Raw genomic sequence first — 20,439 nt, forward strand, 5'->3', positions numbered from 1 at the left:
TCATGAATACTAATACCACACAATTAAAAGCGCTGTTGCAGTATACGGCAGGGTGTATTGAAGCCCGGTTGCAAACTGTATTTGGGAATGATACAACCTATTTACCACCGCTGCTTCCCAAGCTTGAGCGTAACGGTAGTGTGCTTGAAAAATTGATTGATGATCATGACCTGAGCAGCAACGAGGTTATTATACTGATGATGGCTTTAGCTCCGCATGTGCAGGTTGAGTTTTTTGATGAGATCATCCAACCCTACATACGCGAATCGGGCGATTTTCAGCAGATAGGGGGAGTCAGGAGCCGAAACGGGCGTAGCTTTTTGCCAACCGGCCAAACTGCAGTTTTTGTTTTAGCCGGCAATGATGTAGACAAGCGTTTAGAAGTTGCCCAACTGTTTCATCATCAGGGTAAACTTGGCAAACTACATATTTTGCACCTGGAGGATGTACCGGATGGTGAGCCTGCTTTATCGGGCAGGTTGATATTACAGCCTGAGTATATTGAGCTTTTGATCAGTGGTACTGAATCTATTCCAAAACTGAGCATGAATTTTCCGGCCCAGCATTTAGAAACTACTTACAACTGGGATGATCTGGTATTGAACGATACTACCCGTAAACAAATTGCCGAACTGGAAAACTGGGTGAACTATCAGCAGGTATTAATGACCGATTGGGGGATGGAACGTAAATTAAAACCTGGTTACCGTGCCCTATTCCATGGCCCGCCGGGAACAGGAAAAACGCTTACAGCTTCGTTGCTTGGTAAATACACCGGCAAACCGGTATTCAGGATCGACCTGTCCATGATCGTATCTAAGTTTATAGGCGAAACCGAGAAAAATCTCTCTAAATTATTTGAAAAGGCCGATAACAAAAACTGGATCCTGTTTTTTGATGAAGCTGACGCCCTTTTTGGCAAGCGTACCAATGTTAAAGACGCGCATGATAAATATGCCAATCAGGAAGCATCTTACCTGCTGCAACGGGTAGAGCAGCATAACGGCCTGGTAATATTGGCAACCAATTTTAAAAATAACATTGATGAGGCCTTTATGCGCCGGTTTCAATCCGTTATTAACTTCCCATTGCCAAACGCCGATGAACGGTACGTTATCTGGCAAAAATCATTCCCGCCAAAAGCAAACCTTAACGGGCATATCAACCTTGAACAAATCTCCCGTAAATATGAGCTCAGTGGCTCCGGTATTTTAAATGTGGTACAATTCGCCTGTTTACAAATGCTGGCCCGCAAGGAAAGTCGCATTTCATCAGAGTTAATACTGGAAGGCATAGAGCGCGAATACACCAAAGAGAACCGGGTTTGGTAAAATCCGGTTCGGCACAAAAGACCCCATTGTAATCCATAGTTTGTACAACCGAATCCATAAAATGTACATTGATGGTATTGGATACATTTGTGATTTTTATCATTGCTTGGGTACCATTGATATTCCTGTATTAACGAAAATTTAGCTTTCAACTTAATGGTGCGGTTTGCATTATATTGAATAAATTAGCAAATCATCGCCTATTGTAATTCCGTGGCTTTCACAGGAGGTGATTTTGTTATGGTATAACTTTTAATTGTCTATAGTACAATAAAATACGTGGTGTATGTTTAAATATGTAGCAATATGTTTTATTGTCATGTTTTTTGGCTCAACAGCTTTGGGACAAAAAAAGATGGACATTGCTACCATTAAGCTAAACCTCGATAATCAAAAAAATAAATCCGACACCAATACCATTAAGCTGCAAATACAATTGGGCAGCTATTATCTCAACAAAATTGGCGAGCACAAAGAAGTGTTGGATAGCGGGATCACTGCTTTTAATAAAGCTATACAAATGTGTGTTGCCATTCATTCGGCAAAATGGCTTAATGAAGCCATGATGCTTAAAGGGGCGGCATATTTAAAGCAAGGTGACCTGAAACAGGGCAAATCCATTTTTATGGAGGTGGTTAACTATTATCGTAAAGTGGGCGATAAATATAATGAGGGCAAAACCTGGGCCCGTTTAGGTGATGACCTGTCTATAGATAATGCACTTGCCGTTCCGGATAAAATTAACAGTTATGAACAGGCCCGGAATTTATTTCAGGAAACCGGCCACAAACTGGATGCGGCCGATATGAGCAAAAACATAGCGGATATCCATCTTAATCAAAAAAAGCTTGATCTGGCCGAAACGGAATTGCTTAAGGTATTGGCCCAATATAAAGCGATAGGATATAAAAAACTTCATTATACCTATCACTCCCTTGCCGAGTTAAGCAAGCAAAAGGTTGATTTGCACAACGAACTTTTATATCGGCACGAGGTAATAAAAAGCATGAACGCTACAGCCGACACTGCCTTGGCCGATTTTTATTATGCCAAGCTTGCGCTGGTATACGCCGATCTTAACAAGTATGATCAAAGCCTTATTTACATTATTAAATCGGCCGACATCCTAAAGAAAAGAAAGCAGTACGAGGATTTTTACGGCTACCTGAGTCTTATTATATACGACTTTATTACGGCTAACAGGCCTAAAGAAGCCCTTGCGTATCTGAAACAGGCTGTAATTGATGTGCCGCCAAAGATACTGGCGCAAAAGGTTGATATGTACGAGGCCTTTGGCAATATCTATGTTGCCCTGAAAGATTACCCCAAGGCCGAGCTGTATTATCTGAAAATGATGGAGGTATATAAGATCACTAATTTTAGTAAAGACTTTTATACCACCAACGAGCAAATGGTGACCGATTTTGTGCACTACAATGAAACCATGGCCGGCTTTTATCTGCTTACCCAACAGTTTAAAAAAGCGGGTGTGTATACCAAACAGATCCTCTCATTGCCGTCAAATAAAATAAGGCCTATCACCCTTACCAAGATCCATCGTATGCAGTTTCGGGTTGATTCGGCTTCCGGTAATTATGTATCTGCAATAAAACATTTCGAGATCCACAAACGCCTTGATGACTCGCTGTTTAATGCCATAAAAAATAAACAGATTGAAGAACTTGAGATCACCAATAAAACCAAGGAGAACAAGCAATCAATTAAATACCTGGAAATTAAAAACAAGAGCCAGCGCGATGAACTCCAAAAGGTAAACACGCAGCGTAACATTACCTTCGGTGGTGTGGCCATGCTTATTATTATTGCCGGCCTGGCATTTAGCGGATACAGGCATAAACAGAGGAGCAACCTGCAACTACAATTAAAGCAAACCGAGATCAACAATCAGAACTTATCGCTGCAAAAGCTGCTCGGTGAAAAAGATGACCTGTTAGATGAAAAAGACTGGCTGCTGAAGGAAGTGCATCACCGGGTAAAAAACAACCTGCAAATTGTAATGAGCCTGCTGAACACCCAATCGGCATTTTTAAAGAATAACGCTGCACTTGCGGCCATTCGCGAAAGCCAGAATCGGGTGCAGGCCATAGCGCTGATACACCAAAAGCTGTATAGTAACTCGGATGTGTCATACATCGATATGTCGGTTTATATTAATGAGCTGATCAGCTACCTGGCCGACTGTTACAACCCGGGCGATAAAGGAATCCGTTTTGAACAAACGGTACAACCCATAAAGCTTGATGTTGCACAGGCTGTACCCGTGGGCCTGATACTAAATGAAGCCATAACAAACGCCATTAAATACGCCTTCCCATCTCAGTGTGGCGAAATAAAGGTAGCCTTACGCCTTGCCGAAGAAACCATTATACTCACCATAGCTGATAACGGAATAGGCTTGCCTGTTGATTTTGATATACAGAAAGCAAGCTCGTTGGGTATGGAAATGATGAAGGCGTTGAGCAAGCAGTTGGGTGGTTATTTTAAGATGGAGAATTGTGGTGGTGCTTTGATTACTGTTGAATTTAGGGCAGAGAAGCAGTTGAGCAATATTGAACGAAAAACTTTTGTAGCTAACTAATTATATGAATAAGAAAATATTAATAGTCGAGGACGAATCGCTGGTGGCATACGACCTGAAATTAATATTAACGCGTGCCGGTTACAAAGTTTGCGGCATTGCCGATTCTGTACCCGAAGCACTGGAGATCATTGAAGAGCAAAAGCCTGAAATGGTACTGCTTGATATATTTTTAAAAGGAAGCCAGAATGGAATTGACCTGGCCAAAATCCTAACATCAAAAAATATCGCTTTTGTATACCTGTCGGCCAATTTTCAGGAGAGTATTCTTGAGCGGGCAAAGGCAACACAGCCTTACGGCTTTTTGGTAAAACCGTTTCGCGAAAAAGAATTACTGATAACCCTTGATGTTGCTTTTTACAGGCATCAAAACAGCATTGAATCAAAATTACGCCAGGAACAGGCATTAGAGCAGGTATTCAAAAACATTGTTGCCGAAACAATAAACTGGAAGCAAAAGCTGCTGAAAATAGCCATGAGCATTCAGCCGCATATGCCCTTTGATTATTTAACCATTACCATGAAAAACGGCAGCGGTTTTCCTGATAATGCGCTCTCATTTTTACGCACCGGCTTTGATGAGTACCAGATGATAGGTACGGATGAATTCTTAAACATCACAAAAATCAACAGGTCGCAACTGCAACAAATGCAGGGTGACAGTCCGCTGATCACCAAGGCCGACTTTTACAATGCCACTAATTTTGTTAAGATCTGGCCGCAGTTCCCTTTAAAAAAAGTTATTGCCCAGGTTTTTAATATGCAATCGTTTTTAGGGTTGCCTTTACTTACTTCAAGCGGTAATGTGATTCATTTTTCGTTTTACAGCCGCAAAACAGATTGTTATAATAATGACCATTTGATTTTGCTGGATCGCCTGCACCGGTCGTTATTAATGGCGATAGAAGAGATCATTCCGTTTGATGCACTTGAGCCATCAATAAATAAAGTTGATAAACAGGCTGATAATGGCATAAGCGAAAAAAATAAAGCGGTTGGTTTTAAGGATATTATAGGTAAAAGCCACCAGATGCTTACCGTGCTTGATCATATTGCTATAGTAGCCCCGCTTGATACATCAGTATTGGTTTTGGGTGAAAGCGGAACCGGTAAGGAACGGATTGCAAAAAGTATCCATTACCTTTCGCTTCGTAAAAGTAAGCCTTTAGTGGTGGTGAATTGTGCTTCTATGCCGGCCACTTTGATTGAGTCGGAATTGTTTGGGCATGAAAAGGGCGCATTTACCGGAGCTGTTGAAAAACGCACCGGCAAATTTGAACTGGCCGATGGTGGAACCATTTTCCTGGACGAAATAGGTGAAATGCCTGCCGAACTGCAGGTTAAACTATTACGTGTTTTACAGGAACAGGAAATAGAACGTATTGGTGGTAAAGGCCCTATTAAAATTAACGTGCGTATAGTGGCTGCCACCAACCGCAACCTGGAAAAAGAAGTTGAGGAAGGTCGTTTCCGGCTCGATTTGTATTACAGGTTGTTTGTATTCCCTATCATAATCCCTCCATTAAGAGAACGCAAAGATGATATTCCTGTATTGGCCAGTCATTTTTTAGACCGATACGCACAAAAAAGCGGTAAGGTAATAACAGGCATATCTCCTAATGTGATGAACCAGTTGTTTGACTATCACTGGCCGGGCAATGTGCGCGAGCTTGAGCATTTTATTGAGCGAAGTGTATTGCTGACTGATGGCCCGCTGATAAAAGATGCCTACCTGCCCAAACTTCAGGGGAAAAAGGAAAGCCCTGCTTACGCTGAAGTCGCAGCCGACAGGTTGAAAACGATAGACGAACATGCCCGTGACCATATCTTAGATGTATTGAGGCGCTGCAATGGTAAAATAAGTGGTAAGGATGGGGCTGCGGCTAAATTAGGTTTGCCGCCATCAACACTGCATTCAAAAATGCAAAAGCTGGGTATTAAGAAATGGGAGTAGGTATCGATCAAAAAAAATGTATTCATTTTCAGTGCTTTATCATTTTGATAATTTATATCTCCCAAAATGATAGGATAGTAGTTGCGGGGATACGCGTTTTTAATATGCTGAGCGCATTTTGAGCACTTTTATAGCCCTTTGGCATAGGTTTGGTTTATTGCCGGTTTTTATCATTAAGCTAAAAGCTATGACAACGTTTTATATCATACTTAAAATAACCGCTTTATTAGCAGTTATCATTGTTTCAATCACCGGCCCGAAAAAGAAAAAAGTATCTCCAAAAACTGAAATGAGCGGGTTTGCTGTTAATCCCAACGGTTACCTGGAGCATTTTAAAAAGAGCCCGGAATACCCTCAGCCGGTTGAATAAACGGTAAATTAACTTGTTTTGAAAATAGAAGCCTTTCATTTTGATAGGCTTTTTTTATGCGCTCATCTCTTTCCCGAAACTAAAATCTTCATTTACACAGCCTAAACCTATAAATGGCATGCCTGTGCCACAACGGGCATTCTTTTGGCATTGGGGTATGTACAGTTATTCAACAAATCCGTGCGGGTAACTGAAATAAACATATAAAATGGAAGATGAACGAATTATTGTGAGGCCTGCTATCCCGGCCGATGTAGTGTTCGCCGATCAGATCATCAAAGAAATGGAAGGCTCGGCTATAGCAAGAGGCTCGGGTATTTCTAAAAGATCGGCAGCCTCAGTAATAGAAAAGATCGACACGGGTAAAGCTATAGTCGCTGTAACCGAAAATGGCGAATGGGTAGGTTTCTCCTATATCGAAACCTGGGACGATGGGAAGTTTGTATCAAACAGCGGTCTGATTGTTTCGCCGCAGCACCGTAACCAGGGTGTAGCCTCCGAAGTCAAGAACATGATATTTAACCTGTCGCGCAGTAAATATCCAACAGCAAAGATATTCAGCATTACCTCTGGGCTGGCCATCATGAAAATGAATACCCGTCTTGGCTTTGAGCCGGTAACCTACAGCGAAGTAGCACAAGAGCCCCGCTTTTGGGATGCCTGCAAAAGTTGTGTTAACTACGATGTGCTGCAAAGTAAAAACCGTTGCAATTGCTTGTGTACCGCCATGTTATTCGATCCTCAACTAAACTAATTTCCTATGATAAAAACATTGAATGAGCAACCTGTCACCTCCTTAGTAGGGCATACGCTTCCTTTGAACCCGCATTTCTTCAGCGAATCTGTTGTGTTGTTGCAGCATATGATCAAAGCCTCGTCGTTCAGCGGCAATGAAGAAGCGGTTGCGGATATTATATATCAGCATTTGCTGGATTATTCGGTAAAGGTAAAACGGCTGGGAAACAATATCTGGTGCTTTAATAAATACTACGATGAAACTAAACCGACAATATTGCTTAACTCTCATATGGATACGGTTGTGCCAAACGAGGGGTACACAAAAGATCCGTTTTGCCCGGAAATAAGCGAAGGGAAACTTTATGGCCTCGGAAGCAATGATGCGGGCGGTTGCGTAGTATCGCTCATTGCCGCTTTCCTGCATTTTTATAGCTACCATGGCCTTGGCTTTAACTTGTGCCTTGCCATTACGGCGGAAGAAGAAAACTCTGGCGAAAACGGGATCAAATCAATACTGCCATTGTTGGGCGGTTGCGAACTGGCCATAGTTGGCGAGCCAACACTGTTGCAAATGGCAATTGCCGAAAAAGGTAACCTGGTTATTGATTGTATAAGTAACGGTCGCCCTGGTCATGCCGCACGCGAGGAAGGTGATAATGCCATACATAAATGTTTAAGAGATCTGGAATGGTTTAGCCTTTACCAGTTTCCGCAGCAATTGAAAGGAGTTGCGCCGGTAAAAATGACGGTTACCACCATCAAAGCCGGTTCACAGCATAATATCGTGCCCGGCAGGTGCGAGTTTACAGTAGATATCAGGCATGATGATACCTTTTCGCAAAACGAGATAGTTGATATCATTAGGCGCAATGTATCATGCCAGGTGAACCCTCGCCCTGGTTCACTGGGGGCATCGTCGGTATCTACCGAACATCCTATTGTTAAAACCGGGATTGCGGTTGGCTGCAAAACCTATATTTCACCTACCACATCTGACCAGGCCTGGCTATCTATCCCTTCGGTAAAGATCGGCCCTGGCGACTCGGCCCGTTCGCATTCGGCCGATGAATTTATCTACCTCGAAGAGATCAAGAAGGGCATCAATTTATATGTAAGGCTGCTTGAAACGCTGCCGCTGATGCTCATCAATAATCCAAACAAATACAAAAATGAAATCAAGCATATTAATAATTGATGACGAGGTAAAGCTCAGCGAACTAATGGCCCGCATCCTGGTACTGGAGGGCTATCATGTGATTCAGGCTCCCAATGCTAAAGCAGGTTTGCGCCTTATTGAGCGCGAGGATGTAAGAGTAGTTTTGAGCGATGTAAAACTGCCGGATGCCAATGGTGTCGAGTTGGTGCAGCGCATCAAACAAATAAAACCCTACATCGAGATCATTAACCTTACGGCTTTCGGCACCATTAGTGATGGGGTTTTGGCTATCAAAAACGGGGCTTTTGATTATTTAACCAAGGGCGATGATAATGATAAGATCATACCGCTGGTAAGTAAGGCGCTCGATAAAGCTAACCTGCAATATCATATCAACGAACTACAAAATGAGGTTGAAACCCTGCATGGTTTTCCGATAGTATTAGGGCAGTCGCCGGCGATACTTGAAGCTGTTGAACTGGCGAGGAAAGTAGCCCGGACGGATGCCACCGTTTTACTTTTGGGCGAAACGGGCACAGGCAAAGAAGTATTTGCCGAAGCTATTCATTACGAAAGCCTGCGTAAAGACAAACCCTTTGTTGCTGTTAACTGCAGTGCCTTTAGTAAAGAGTTATTGGAGAGTGAACTGTTTGGATACAAAGCCGGTGCATTTACCGGGGCGCTGAAGGACAAGAAGGGCTTATTTGAAGAAGCCAACGGCGGCACCATATTTTTAGATGAGCTTGGCGAAATGAGCCACGACCTGCAGGCCAAACTGTTACGTGTGCTTGAAAACGGTACTTTCATAAAAATAGGAGAAACGCGGACTGTAAAGGTAAATGTGCGGCTTATTGCGGCCACCAACCGCGATCTGCAAAAAGAATCGGAAGAGGGGCATTTCAGGCTGGATCTGTTTTATCGCCTATCGGGGTTTTCTATCGTGTTGCCGCCCCTGAGGGATAGGATAGGGGACATAGAAGTGCTCGCAAGGCATTTTATCAAACTCTATTCGGCCAAGGTGAAGAAAAAGCAGCCCGACGTAGATGAGAACTTTTTTAAGCTGCTCAATCAACACAAATGGAACGGTAACATCCGCGAGCTTAAAAATGTAATTGAACGGGTTATTATCCTGATGGATGAACCCCTGCTTACTCCCAAGCTTTTACCTAATGAATTTCATAACGGCGGCTATTACGACCTGGTTGCGCTTGACCTCGACAGTGTGGAGCGCCATCACATCCGCAGGATCCTGAAATATGTAAAAGGTAATAAATCGGAAGCGGCCCGGGTATTGGGGATTGGTTTAGCTACCCTATACCGCAAAATTGAAGAGTATCACATTGTTATGAACTGATACTTATGAGCAATTAAAATCATGGTCATGTTGAACTTGTTTCAACACCTCACGTGCTAAGCAAAACGCCCACCTATCCTGTGGGGTGCTGAAACAAGTTCAGCATGACGCCCGTGATCATCTCTTTCCTCCCAATCACCATGAGAAAACCACCTTCTCAAAATGAAAAGGATCATTCAGATGCCGCTCATCAAAAAATAAAGACAAAATAATTAAAAGGCTGATAATCAAATCGGCGAAAAATATTGCAGCCGCTTTGGTATAGCAATTGGCAGGCGTGCCATAATTAACGCAGGTAGGGGCAAAAAAAATTAAACACTGCAACCCGCCCTTGCCGCGAACAAATAATATCATATTCAAAATGAAAAAACTTCTCTTATTTATTGCTTTAGGCCTTACACTTCTTTTAGCCTATGCCCAGGCAAACGCTGCATCATTACAAGACAGCATCATTGTTAAAGACACCGTAAAAACCAAACCCGAGCCATTTGCTTTTGGCGATTTTACCTGGCTTAACGGTAACGACCGCCGTCACAAAGCTTTACTTGATACCAAATATTTCACCGGTCGTTTCCTGCTTGATTTTAACTATACCGCTTCAAACAATAACCCAGTAGACCATACCGTAGTTGGTTCAACCGCTTTGGCACGCGACCATGAGTTTGAAATTTCGACAGTTGCCTTTGGCGGCGATTTTCACTACGATAACGTGCGGGCCAGCGTACTCACGCAGTTCGGCACCCGGTCCACAGTGGTGCCCCGTAACGATTTTAGTGTTACCCGCGGGCAGTTCGACCTCACAACAGCCTACCGCTACCTGAGCGAGGCCAACGCCGGTTATCACTTCAACGTGCTGAATGGTATTAACGTTGATGCCGGCTTGTTCATGTCGTACGTAGGTTTATTCTCATACTATAATGCCGAGAACTGGGCTTATCAGCCATCATTTACAAGCGACAATACACCGTGGTTCTTTAACGGCGTTCGTGTACAAATCTTTGTATCGGATAAACTGAAAATTGAGCCTTGGCTTATCAACGGCTGGCAATCATATGGCATGTTTAACAGCAGACCAGGTATTGGTGGTCAAATTCTTTGGCGCCCAAAAGAATGGTTACAGGTATTAACCAATAACTACTACGGTGCCGATACTCAGGACAAACCGGGCCGTAAACGTTTCCATACTGATAATAGCGTAGAGGTTCGTTACTATAAAAACAAAAATACGTTTGTAAATAGCATGGCTTTCTCTTTAACCGGCGACCTTGGCGATGAGAAAGGAGACGGTGTTAACGGCTTTAAATCTGACCCGGTTAAAGGCCCTGCCCAATACTTTGCAAGTGCTATGTTTTACAACCGTATGGTGATGGCTAACGGCCATTTAGGCTGGACTATAGGTGGTGGTGTAATGAATAACCCTGGCCGTTACCTGGTGCTTTACCCGACAGGCGATGCAAACCCAATTCCGGCAGTAGGTACCGGCGCAATTGGTACACATCCGTTCTCGGCTAATCCTGGTGATAAATTTCATGCTTATGACTATTCAACCACAGTCGATTTAATGCCTAACGATTACCTTACCTTCAGGATGGAAGTTGTACACCGTCATGCAGATGTGCCTTACTTTGCCGGTCACGGTGGTGTTACCTCTCCGGATGGTTATAATACTACCCCGCTATCCGGAACTAATTTTACCCCCGATCTGGTAAATTCTGAAACGAGATTCATAGCAGCCCTGCTGGTGCGCTTTTAAGCACAGTGGGCGTATCATATAAACGTACTTTAAAACCGCGATAACTTATCCCGTTTGGATTGTAAGGGTAGGTTTAGTAAAGGTTGGAGGCCGGGTTTTGCCGCCCGGCTTTTTTATGCCCTTAATTTCAAGAATTAAATAGTAAACAAAATGAAAAATTCAATTAAAATGATCATCGTCATGATGGTGATCGGTATACAGGCAAATTGCCTTATGGCACAAAATACAGATGCCAATTCAGGTATTTATTTAACTGTTCAGGATTACAAATCAGGCAAATTGAGCTATGAGCCTGAAGCTGGAAAAAAGCTAAAACTTAACGATTTTTTAGGTGGTAGCCGCATTAGTATTCTTTCTGGGGACAAAAAGATTAGATTAGCAAAAAGCGAAATATTTGGCTACCGCTATGAAGGTAAGGATTACAGGCTTTACCAAAACGAGGCGTACGAGGTGATTGATACGGCAGGCTTCCCGCTTTATGCCCATGTACAGCTAATGCCACAAGGTAAAGGCTATTCACGTACCGAAACTTATTTCTATAGTACTGATACTACAACGCCGGTTTTAAACCTAACTATAGCAAACGTGTACAGGAGTTTTCCCGGACAAAATGATTTCAGGTACAGCATCCGCAATTACTTTCACGGTGATGCCGATTTGATGGCTTATGACAGCTTAAACCGGGAATACCAGATCAAATACCTGTATTTTGAGCATCAACATGCAAAGGGCACTCAACACGCATCCTTATAAATAATTAACTATTGATTTTCCAAACCAAACAGCAATCCCGGCGCGAGGCCGGGAGCTGTTTATTGTTCTAAAGCCTGTTTGATATCTGCTATCAGATAGTGCGGATCTTCGAGCCCAATATACATCCGTATTAATTGATGATGACCGTTATTGGTTGAATAATCCTCTTTCTTAAATGATGCTATGGCCGGCACAACAAGGCTTTCGTGGCCACCCCACGAAACTGCCAGCAGGATATGCTGCAGGCTGTTACAAAACGTTTCAATTTTATTGAATGTGCTGTTTTTTAATACCAGGCTAAACAAACCGCCACAGCCCTGCATTTGTTGATTTACGAGATCGGCTTGTTGAAACTGTGGACTGAACGGCCAGATCACTTCCTGCACTGCCGGGTGGTTTGCAAGCCATTCTGTGATGATCCGGGTGCTTTCAAAGCTACGTTGCAAACGAAGCGGGAGGGTCCTTAAGCCCCGCAAAAGCAGCCATGCCGAATGAGGGGACAATGCAGGGCCGGTATTCATGAATTCATGCTCAAAAAGCTTTTTAAGCAAAGCCTTGCTACCGGTAAGTACGCCGGCTACCACATCCGAGTGCCCTCCAATATATTTTGTTGCCGATTGCGCAACCAAATCAACCCCCATTGATATGGGTTGCTGATAAAGGGGGCTGCAATAGCTGTTATCGATCATGGTTATGATACCTCTTGATTTTGCGAAGCCGGTCACTTTTCTGATATCCTGTAGCGCATAGCAAAATGTATTGGGGCTTTCGAGGTAAATTAAGCGGGTTTGCGGAGTTGCCGCTTGTTCAAAATTTTCAAAAACTGTTCCGTCAATAAATGTGGTGGTGATGCCAAATTTGGGTAAAAAGTCTTTGAAAAGTTTAATTGTCCAGCTGTACAGGTTATCCACTGCAATAATATGATCGCCCGATTTCAGCAGGGACAAGATTGGGATGCTAATGGCGCTGATGCCGCTGCTGAACAAAAGTGCGTCTTCGGCACCGTCTAACGCGGCAAGTTTTTTTCTGAGTATATTGAGTGTTGGGTTTTGACCCCTTGAGTACAAGCTGCTTTCAAATTCATCATTCATAGCCTCCCTAAGCCCTGCAACATCTTTAAAACTGAAGTTGCTTGATTGCATAATGGGTGGCGAAACGGCGTTAAAATAGTTCTCTCTTTCCTCCCCAAGTTCATTTAAAATAAATGACAAATCCATAATTAAAGTGTAGTAATAGGTTTTTGGCTTCGTTTTGTGATATAGTATATAATAAGGCCTGCTATAAATGCGCTGATGCATATCAAAGCAGCCTGCGGATTTTCAATAAAAATGCTGATGGTAACAAACCAATATGTGGTAATAAATATGATAGGTATAACTGGGTACCACTTCATAACATATATACCGGTATTATTAAGCTGCTTGGTTTTACGCCGTAAAATGAAGATCGTAATAGCTGCGGTTGAAAGGCCTACAGTATCAAAAAACATCACGTAGCTTAATATGGTTTGAAACGAGCTGGCAAAAAACAGGATGATGAGTACGGCACCGACAAAGAAGGTAAGTCCAAATTCCTGTACCTGGGTTTGGCTGTTTACACGTTTAAAGCGTGCCGGTAATATGCCGTCTTCGGCCATGGCATAGTAAACACGCGGATTGGCCATGATATTTACATTAACAAAAGCCAGCACCGAAACAAACATTAACAGAGATACTATTTTGTATCCAGCCGCTCCAAACAAAACCCCGGCAAGTGTTGCCGCCAGCGTGGTCTTGTGCTGAAGACCGCTAATTCCCAGAACAGAATAATAGGCAAAGTTGATAAGCATATATAATGATATCACGGTGGCTATCCCAAAAAATATAGCCTTGGGGATATTGATTTTCGGGTTTATAATATCGCCTCCAAAATTTATGGTTTGCTGGTAGCCGCCGTAGGTGAAAAATACAGCCACCAAACTTAATCCGAACGCACTTATATTGTTATTATTATGATATGCGATAACTTCTTTGGCGGTATGGATATTGCCTTTGAACACGGCGGCGCACAAAATCAAGATCATGCATATTTTAAAAAGGGTAAGTATATTTTGGGTACGGGCACTCATCTTAATACCCAGGTAATTGATGATGTACAAAATAAGCACCGATGTTATGGTCATGATTTTGATGCCCGTATCGTTTTGAAGGCTTGGGGGCATAATAACAGGATTAATATATTCTGCACCTATAAGTGCTACGGCAGCCACCGACGCGGCGTTGCTTATTACCAGTACCCAATTAATCATAAAAGCAAAAGCAGGGTGAAAGCAGTACGAAAAAACCTTGTAAAAACCACCGGTAGTAGGGTAGCGTGCACCAATTTCGGCAAAGGTAAGTGCCCCACATAAACTCACTGCACCACCAAGTAGCCAGGCCCCGAAATACAAAAGAGGAGTGCTTGAGTTTTTAGCCACTTCGACAGGCGCCGCGAAAATGCCCATGCCAATCACAAGGCTCACAACAATCATTGAAAGATCAAAACGGTTGAGTTTTGGCGTTATGCTCATGTAGTTTTAAAATACCAATTAATTAAGGGAAACACAAAATTTAAATGTAGCATAAATTCGTTAGCTCCGGGCATTGTAAAAGCTTTTATTGAATTCCTTCTTTAAAAAATATTTAGCTATAGTATCTGACAATTATTGCTTGTTTTCATTGTTTTGTAACAAATTGTTGTTGAAAAGATTAAAAATGGAAGTCATAAGCTATATTTACCCAGCCGGTTTTAAATGTTTATATTGAATAGCTAAAATATTGGCAGTTAGATGGATAAAATTGCCTTTTTTGATTGAAAAGATGGAGTAAAGCGAGATTTTTAGTAAGATCTCCGATTTTTAACTGACTTTAGATCAGGCATAAAATTGACAAATATTTAAAGTGGCGGGCTTTCTAAACCTTAAACCTGAATTTGAGAAACGATGATGAAAAAAAAGATATCCATTAAGGATATAGCCAAACTTACCGATACGTCAATAACCACTGTTTCATTTGTTTTGAATGGAAAGGGCCGTATTAGCAAAGAGATCAGCAAAAAAATATTGGATGTAGCCCAAAAAAACGGTTATGAACCTAATCGTATGGCCGTTGGTCTGCGTACGGGTGTTTCCAAAGTTATAGGGTTAATAGTAGAAAGCATTGGCGGTCCTTTTTTTGGGGAGATGGCGAAGGTGATAGAAGAGGAAGCCGAAAAAGGCGGATACCGCATTATATATTGCAGCACCAACAATAACCTGCAAAAGGGAAAGGACATGATCCGGATGCTAAGCCAGCAACTGGTTGATGGTTATATTATTACCCCAATGAAAGGTTTGGAAAAAGATATCCAGAACCTGGTTGACAATGAAAAGCCGGTAGTACTGATAGATGGATATTTTCCCGGAACAAACATCCCGCACGTACTGGTTGATAATTTTGCAAGTGCCTATAACGCCGTTGATTGCTTTGTAAGATCAGGCTATAAAAATATAGGCATGGTGACGGCCGATCTGGGCCTTATCCAGCTTAATGACCGTAGCCTGGGCTACAAAGCGGCTTTAAAGGATAATAAGCTGAAGGATAGTAGCAAAATGCTTTTGAAAATCCCTTTTGATATGGATAAGAATGAAGGGGTGGAAGCCATAAAAGCCTTTATTGAAAAGCAAAAGCAGATGGATGCTATCTTTTTTACCACCAATTATCTGGGTACCATGGGCTTGCAGGCCATTAAGGATCTTAAGCTTCGTATCCCTGAAGATATCGCGGTAATCAGCTTTGATGATAATGAAGTGTTCAGTTTATATCCGCCGGGTATTACTACAATACAGCAGCCTACTTATGATATCGCTAAATCGGCAATTGACATTTTGATGGCGCAAATCAATACACACAAGCTTGATGCTTCAAAAATCGATTTGCAGATTCCGTCTAAATTGATTGAGCGGGGATCAACCTTAGCTAAGGTCTCTGCGTAACAGGGAGTTTAGTATTGGTAAACAAATATTGTGAAAATCATTTGGTAAAACGTTTTAATTGTCTACATTTGAATAATGCACTGATCTGAATTGGGTAGTGCGAAGGGGGAGATGATCTCCTGAGGGTTCAAGTGCTTCATAGTTCTTTTTTACTAATATTGTTTAATTAATAAAGACGCCTGTTGTTTGAAGAGCAACAGGCGTTTATTTTGACCTGATAAAAAAATACATAATAATATTACAAAGGATTGTGTTTTTAATGATAAAACGTTTTATCTATATTTGGACGGTTTTACCTACTATCACGCGCAAAAACCAAAACAATTCATGAAAAAAATACTTATTCCACTACTTTTAATTGGGGCAACATGTTGTGGCGCCAAAGCCAATGCCCAGGAAGTTTTCAAGAAAAAAGGGTACCAGGTAACTTTCATTAATAAGGATGCTGCCTTCAGCACCGAATTGAAAGACAAGCTGATCAAAACCTTTTTTGAGGTATATCCTAAACTGGCAAAAGAGTACAACAAAAACACATCTAAAAAGGTAACTTTTGTTATCGACACCGCCTATGATGGCGTAGCGGCTACCGGGAATGATACCGTAGTATTCAGCGCTAAATACATGACTAAACATCCTGGCGACATTGATGTAGTTACGCACGAAGTAATGCATATTGTGCAGGCTTACGGTAACAGCGTTGGTCCCGGATGGTTAACTGAAGGCATTGCCGACTATGTCCGTTTTAAATTTGGAGTTGATAACGCCGGTGCAAAATGGGCGTTACCTGCCTTTAAATCAACCCAAAACTATGATAATGCTTACCGCATAACCGCCCGTTTCCTGGTATGGACAGAAAAAAACTTTAAACCAGGATTGGTTAAGGAACTGGATAAGCAACTGCGCGACCATACTTACACAAACGATAGCTGGAAAAATCTTACCGGTAAAACTGTCGACGAATTGTGGGCTGCCTATGCAGCAAACCCTGCTATTTAAAACGTTTATGTTTGTTGTGTAACAAATGTAGCTAAACCACAATTGGCACTGTGTTTTATATAAATTAGCTGCCTTATCACAAAAAAGCTAAAGGCTGTAATGTAAATAAACAGGAGGGCCGGTGATGATGAATATTTTTCCGGCGTAGCCGGGAACAAGGATATACTTAATAGTACAAATGAAAAAATTACTTACAGCGTTATTAATAGGGTCGGCGGCATATGCACAGGCCCAAACAAAAACAGAAAAGCTGGTTGATTATGTTAATCCCATTATAGGCACACAACGTATGGGGCATACTTATCCTGGTGCTACTGTACCATTTGGTATGGTGCAATTAAGCCCCGAAACGGATACGGCCAGCTATGAAAAAGACGGTCACTATAATCCCGATGTGTATAAATACTGTGCGGGTTACCAATACGATGATAAAACGATAGTCGGCTTTAGTCATACCCATTTCAGCGGTACCGGTCACTCGGATCTGGGTGATTTTTTAATTATGCCGACTGTGGGCCAGCTTAAACTAAATCCGGGTACTGCAGATAAACCGGGTAGCGGTTATCGTTCTGCATTTTCGCATCAGAATGAGGTTAGCGCTGCTAACTACTACAAAGTAAGGCTGGATGATAACAATATAACGGCCGAGCTAACAACCACTGCAAGGGTTGGTTTCCACCAGTATACTTTTCCTAAGTCAGATCAGTCGCATATCATTCTTGACCTGATGGCGGGTATCTATAACTATCCTGATAAAAACGTATGGACTTACCTTAAGGTTGTTAACGATTCAACTGTTGTTGGCTTCCGCCAAACCAATGGCTGGGCACGTACCCGTACGTTGTATTTTGCCATGAGTTTTTCAAAACCTTTTTATCAGCATGGCTATAAAAAGTATGATAAACGCGAAGTATACGGTGGTTTCTGGGGTAAATTCAATCAAACTAAAAACTTCCCTGAAATCGCAGGCAGACAGATCCGTACTTACTTCGATTTTAAAACCGAGGAAGGGGAGAAGATCAAGATCAAGTTTGCCATATCTCCTGTAAGCATGGATGGCGCGATGAACAACATGCGCACCGAAGCGCCAGGCTGGGACTTTGATAAGATCAAGAATGATGGTCAGCAGCTTTGGGAAAAGGAACTGCATAAAATAGAGATTGCCGGAAGCAAAGAAACCAAACTGAACTTCTACACCTCCATGTACCATACCATGATCAACCCAACGTTGTACATGGATGCTGATGGCCAATACAAAGGTCTTGATCAAAATGTACACAAGGCAGATGGTTTCACTAACTATACTACATTTTCGCTTTGGGATACTTACCGAGCTTTGCACCCGTTATTCAACATTATTGAGCCGAAACGAAACGCAGACATGATCCAGTCAATGCTGGCTCACTTTGATCAGAGCCCGGAGCACATGTTGCCGGTTTGGTCAAACTCGGGTAACGAAAACTGGTGTATGAGTGGCTACCACAGCGTTGCTGTAATTGCCGATGCCGTTATAAAAGGTAATGTGAATTTTGACGCCAACAAAGCGCTTGATGCCTGCGTTGCTACAGCCCGCCACCGCGATTATGAAGGTATTGGCGAGTATATGGATAAAGGATACATCCCTGACGAAAAAAGCGGTGTATCTGTATCTTCAACCCTTGAATATGCTTTTGATGATTGGGCAATTGCTCAGCTTGCCAAAAAACTGAACAGGAATGATATTTATGAAGAGTTTATCAAACGCTCTGAAAACTATAAAAATGTTTATGATGCCTCGATAGGTTTCATGCGCCCTAAGCTGGCCAATGGCTCGTTCAGAACTAAGTTTGATCCGCTGAGCACCATTAACGAAGGCTTTATTGAGGGCAACAGCTGGAACTATACGCTGTTCGCTCCGCAAGACCCTAAAAGCCTGATCAAGCTGATGGGCGGTGATAAACGTTTTGTGCGTTACCTCGATTCATTGTTTACCATGAACCTGCCTGATAAATATTTTGCCGAAACGGAAGATATCACCCGCGACGGTATTATCGGCAACTACGTGCATGGTAATGAGCCATCGCACCACGTGGCTTACCTGTATAACTGGACACATAAACCATGGAAAACACAGGAACGCGTACGCATGATTTTGCCAATGATGTACAAGCCAACCCCGGATGGTTTGGGTGGTAACGATGATACCGGCCAGATGAGCGCATGGTATATATTTACCTCGCTTGGTTTTTACCCGGTAGCCCCAGGTTCTGACCAGTACTCAACCGGTAGCCCGGCTGTTGACCATGCGGTTATCAACCTGGATAACGGTAAGAAGTTTACCGTAAACGTTAAAAATCAAGGTCCTAAAAATGTATACGTGCAAAAAATGGTACTGAACGGTAAGCCGCTTGACAAGTTGTTTATCAGCCATGACGAGATCATGAACGGTGGCGAAATCACTTTTTACATGAGCTCGAAGCACAAGTAGAGATTGACTTTGATTTCGGATTTCCGATTTCGAAATTAAAAAAGGGCTTTCCGCATTGGAGAGCCCTTTTTGTTTAATCATTTTTATTTATCTGTAATGATAAAAAATGCCCCTGTCAAACGGTGTCCATATGCAGGCCGTTTGGCCGCATGATTTTAGCGCGTTATTGGCCCAGGTATTGCAGGTGTAAAACATATTATATTTACGATGTGCTTCATAAAACGCATCGTTTTTATCATAATTGGCATTTGTTTTTATGTTGATGACGTTGCCGGCGGCATCTCTTTTAAAACTGTCATCCACAAAAGCTATCAGCCGCTTATACTGCTCATTGCTGATCATGATCTGTTTGCAATCGTTACTTTCAGGCATGCTTTGATAATAGGTAGTATGAATGGCCGATGTACTTAAAGCGAACGCCGCTTTAAACGCCGTGCTGAATTTTAAGTCGGCGCATGTAGGGGTATTCAGATAAAAGCCTTTATCACCCCAGCCTATAGCTAAATATCGGGCTGTGGTATCCCTGCTTATAGTATTTTGATAACTTATTTCCTTGCTCCAATCGGTAACGGTATTTTTTACCGGGACAACGATATCTGTATGATCGCCATTGGTTAGGATATAAATGGCTACATCATTTGAGGTTTTTGCCTCTTTTTTAACGCTCCATACAGAGAATATAAAGGCCGCAAAGATGTAAAGCAGTACAAACGCCACAAAGCCCAGCACGAATCTTAAAATTACTTTTGCAATTTTTTTAATGGTTTTCATAATTAAGGTTTTTAGGTTTGGTTTACCTTAATTAATACTGGAAACAGCAGAAGGTGACCCTATAGGTAGATTGGGCTCTCTAAAAGCTAAAAATGAAAGAGCAAAAGGCAACAGGTGGCTTTCAGGATTCGAACCTGGCTACATGTATTGCTACACGTTTTCAACCATCGAAGTAACACCCGCTTACGGCATCTTTCATTACTTAT

The 20,439-nt window shown here is 42.3% G+C and carries 15 protein-coding genes; 12 read left to right on the forward strand and 3 right to left on the reverse strand.

Annotation, left to right across the window (positions count from 1 at the left end; all coding sequences use genetic code 11):
• Positions 1-2: 2 nt before the first annotated feature.
• The 9 genes from EAH55_RS11355 (at position 3) to EAH55_RS11400 (ending at position 12,008) form a co-directional block, all read left to right on the forward strand.
• Positions 3-1,331, forward strand: a complete 1,329-nt coding sequence (locus EAH55_RS11355) for an ATP-binding protein (protein ID WP_121809716.1) — start codon at positions 3-5, stop codon at positions 1,329-1,331.
• A gap of 286 nt (positions 1,332-1,617) precedes the next feature.
• Positions 1,618-3,930 (forward strand): tetratricopeptide repeat-containing sensor histidine kinase, encoded by a 2,313-nt coding sequence (locus EAH55_RS11360; protein WP_121809717.1) that lies wholly within the window; start codon positions 1,618-1,620, stop codon positions 3,928-3,930.
• Between the two features lie 4 nt (positions 3,931-3,934).
• On the forward strand, positions 3,935-5,884 hold the full coding sequence (locus EAH55_RS11365) for a sigma 54-interacting transcriptional regulator (protein ID WP_121809718.1): 1,950 nt from the start codon (positions 3,935-3,937) through the stop codon (positions 5,882-5,884).
• A gap of 187 nt (positions 5,885-6,071) precedes the next feature.
• Positions 6,072-6,254 carry a hypothetical protein gene (locus EAH55_RS11370; protein ID WP_162996831.1) on the forward strand — a complete coding sequence of 61 codons (183 nt, stop codon included), beginning with the start codon at positions 6,072-6,074 and terminating at the stop codon, positions 6,252-6,254.
• Positions 6,255-6,462: 208 nt separating this feature from the next.
• The gene (locus EAH55_RS11375; RefSeq protein ID WP_121809720.1) at positions 6,463-7,008 is read left to right on the forward strand and encodes a GNAT family N-acetyltransferase; all 546 of its coding nucleotides are present in this window, start codon (positions 6,463-6,465) and stop codon (positions 7,006-7,008) included.
• A 6-nt stretch (positions 7,009-7,014) separates the two neighbouring features.
• Complete coding sequence (locus EAH55_RS11380; RefSeq protein WP_121809721.1) at positions 7,015-8,187, forward strand: M20/M25/M40 family metallo-hydrolase; 1,173 nt, start codon at positions 7,015-7,017, stop codon at positions 8,185-8,187.
• Complete coding sequence (locus EAH55_RS11385) at positions 8,162-9,502, forward strand: sigma-54-dependent transcriptional regulator (RefSeq protein WP_121809722.1); 1,341 nt, start codon at positions 8,162-8,164, stop codon at positions 9,500-9,502. Before EAH55_RS11380 ends, EAH55_RS11385 begins: the two co-directional genes overlap by 26 nt.
• A gap of 361 nt (positions 9,503-9,863) precedes the next feature.
• Positions 9,864-11,255 (forward strand): outer membrane beta-barrel protein, encoded by a 1,392-nt coding sequence (locus tag EAH55_RS11395; RefSeq protein WP_121809724.1) that lies wholly within the window; start codon positions 9,864-9,866, stop codon positions 11,253-11,255.
• A 150-nt stretch (positions 11,256-11,405) separates the two neighbouring features.
• Complete coding sequence (locus EAH55_RS11400; RefSeq protein WP_121809725.1) at positions 11,406-12,008, forward strand: hypothetical protein; 603 nt, start codon at positions 11,406-11,408, stop codon at positions 12,006-12,008.
• Positions 12,009-12,067: 59 nt separating this feature from the next.
• Here the strand turns inward: EAH55_RS11400 and EAH55_RS11405 are convergent, their stop codons facing one another.
• Positions 12,068-13,225, reverse strand: a complete 1,158-nt coding sequence (locus tag EAH55_RS11405) for a trans-sulfuration enzyme family protein (RefSeq protein ID WP_121809726.1) — start codon at positions 13,223-13,225, stop codon at positions 12,068-12,070.
• 2 nt (positions 13,226-13,227) lie between these two features.
• On the reverse strand, positions 13,228-14,556 hold the full coding sequence (locus tag EAH55_RS11410; RefSeq protein ID WP_112573730.1) for an APC family permease: 1,329 nt from the start codon (positions 14,554-14,556) through the stop codon (positions 13,228-13,230).
• Between the two features lie 411 nt (positions 14,557-14,967).
• On the opposite strand from EAH55_RS11410, the gene EAH55_RS11415 reads away from it, so the two are divergent.
• The 3 genes from EAH55_RS11415 to EAH55_RS11425 all read left to right on the forward strand — a co-directional run bounded on the left by EAH55_RS11415 (position 14,968) and on the right by EAH55_RS11425 (position 19,462).
• On the forward strand, positions 14,968-15,999 hold the full coding sequence (locus tag EAH55_RS11415) for a LacI family DNA-binding transcriptional regulator (RefSeq protein WP_244228161.1): 1,032 nt from the start codon (positions 14,968-14,970) through the stop codon (positions 15,997-15,999).
• 327 nt (positions 16,000-16,326) lie between these two features.
• Positions 16,327-16,995 (forward strand): basic secretory protein-like protein, encoded by a 669-nt coding sequence (locus EAH55_RS11420; protein WP_112573728.1) that lies wholly within the window; start codon positions 16,327-16,329, stop codon positions 16,993-16,995.
• A 178-nt stretch (positions 16,996-17,173) separates the two neighbouring features.
• Positions 17,174-19,462: a GH92 family glycosyl hydrolase gene (locus EAH55_RS11425; protein WP_121809728.1), complete on the forward strand. Its 2,289-nt coding sequence runs from the start codon at positions 17,174-17,176 to the stop codon at positions 19,460-19,462.
• Positions 19,463-19,549: 87 nt separating this feature from the next.
• Here EAH55_RS11425 and EAH55_RS11430 read toward each other — a convergent pair whose 3' ends face one another.
• Positions 19,550-20,233, reverse strand: coding sequence for a TIGR02117 family protein (locus EAH55_RS11430; RefSeq protein ID WP_208644827.1), 684 nt, complete (start codon positions 20,231-20,233; stop codon positions 19,550-19,552).
• Between the last annotated feature and the right edge of the window lie 206 nt (positions 20,234-20,439).

Source organism: Mucilaginibacter kameinonensis (assembly GCF_003675385.1).
Classification (GTDB): Bacteria; Bacteroidota; Bacteroidia; order Sphingobacteriales; family Sphingobacteriaceae; genus Mucilaginibacter; species Mucilaginibacter kameinonensis.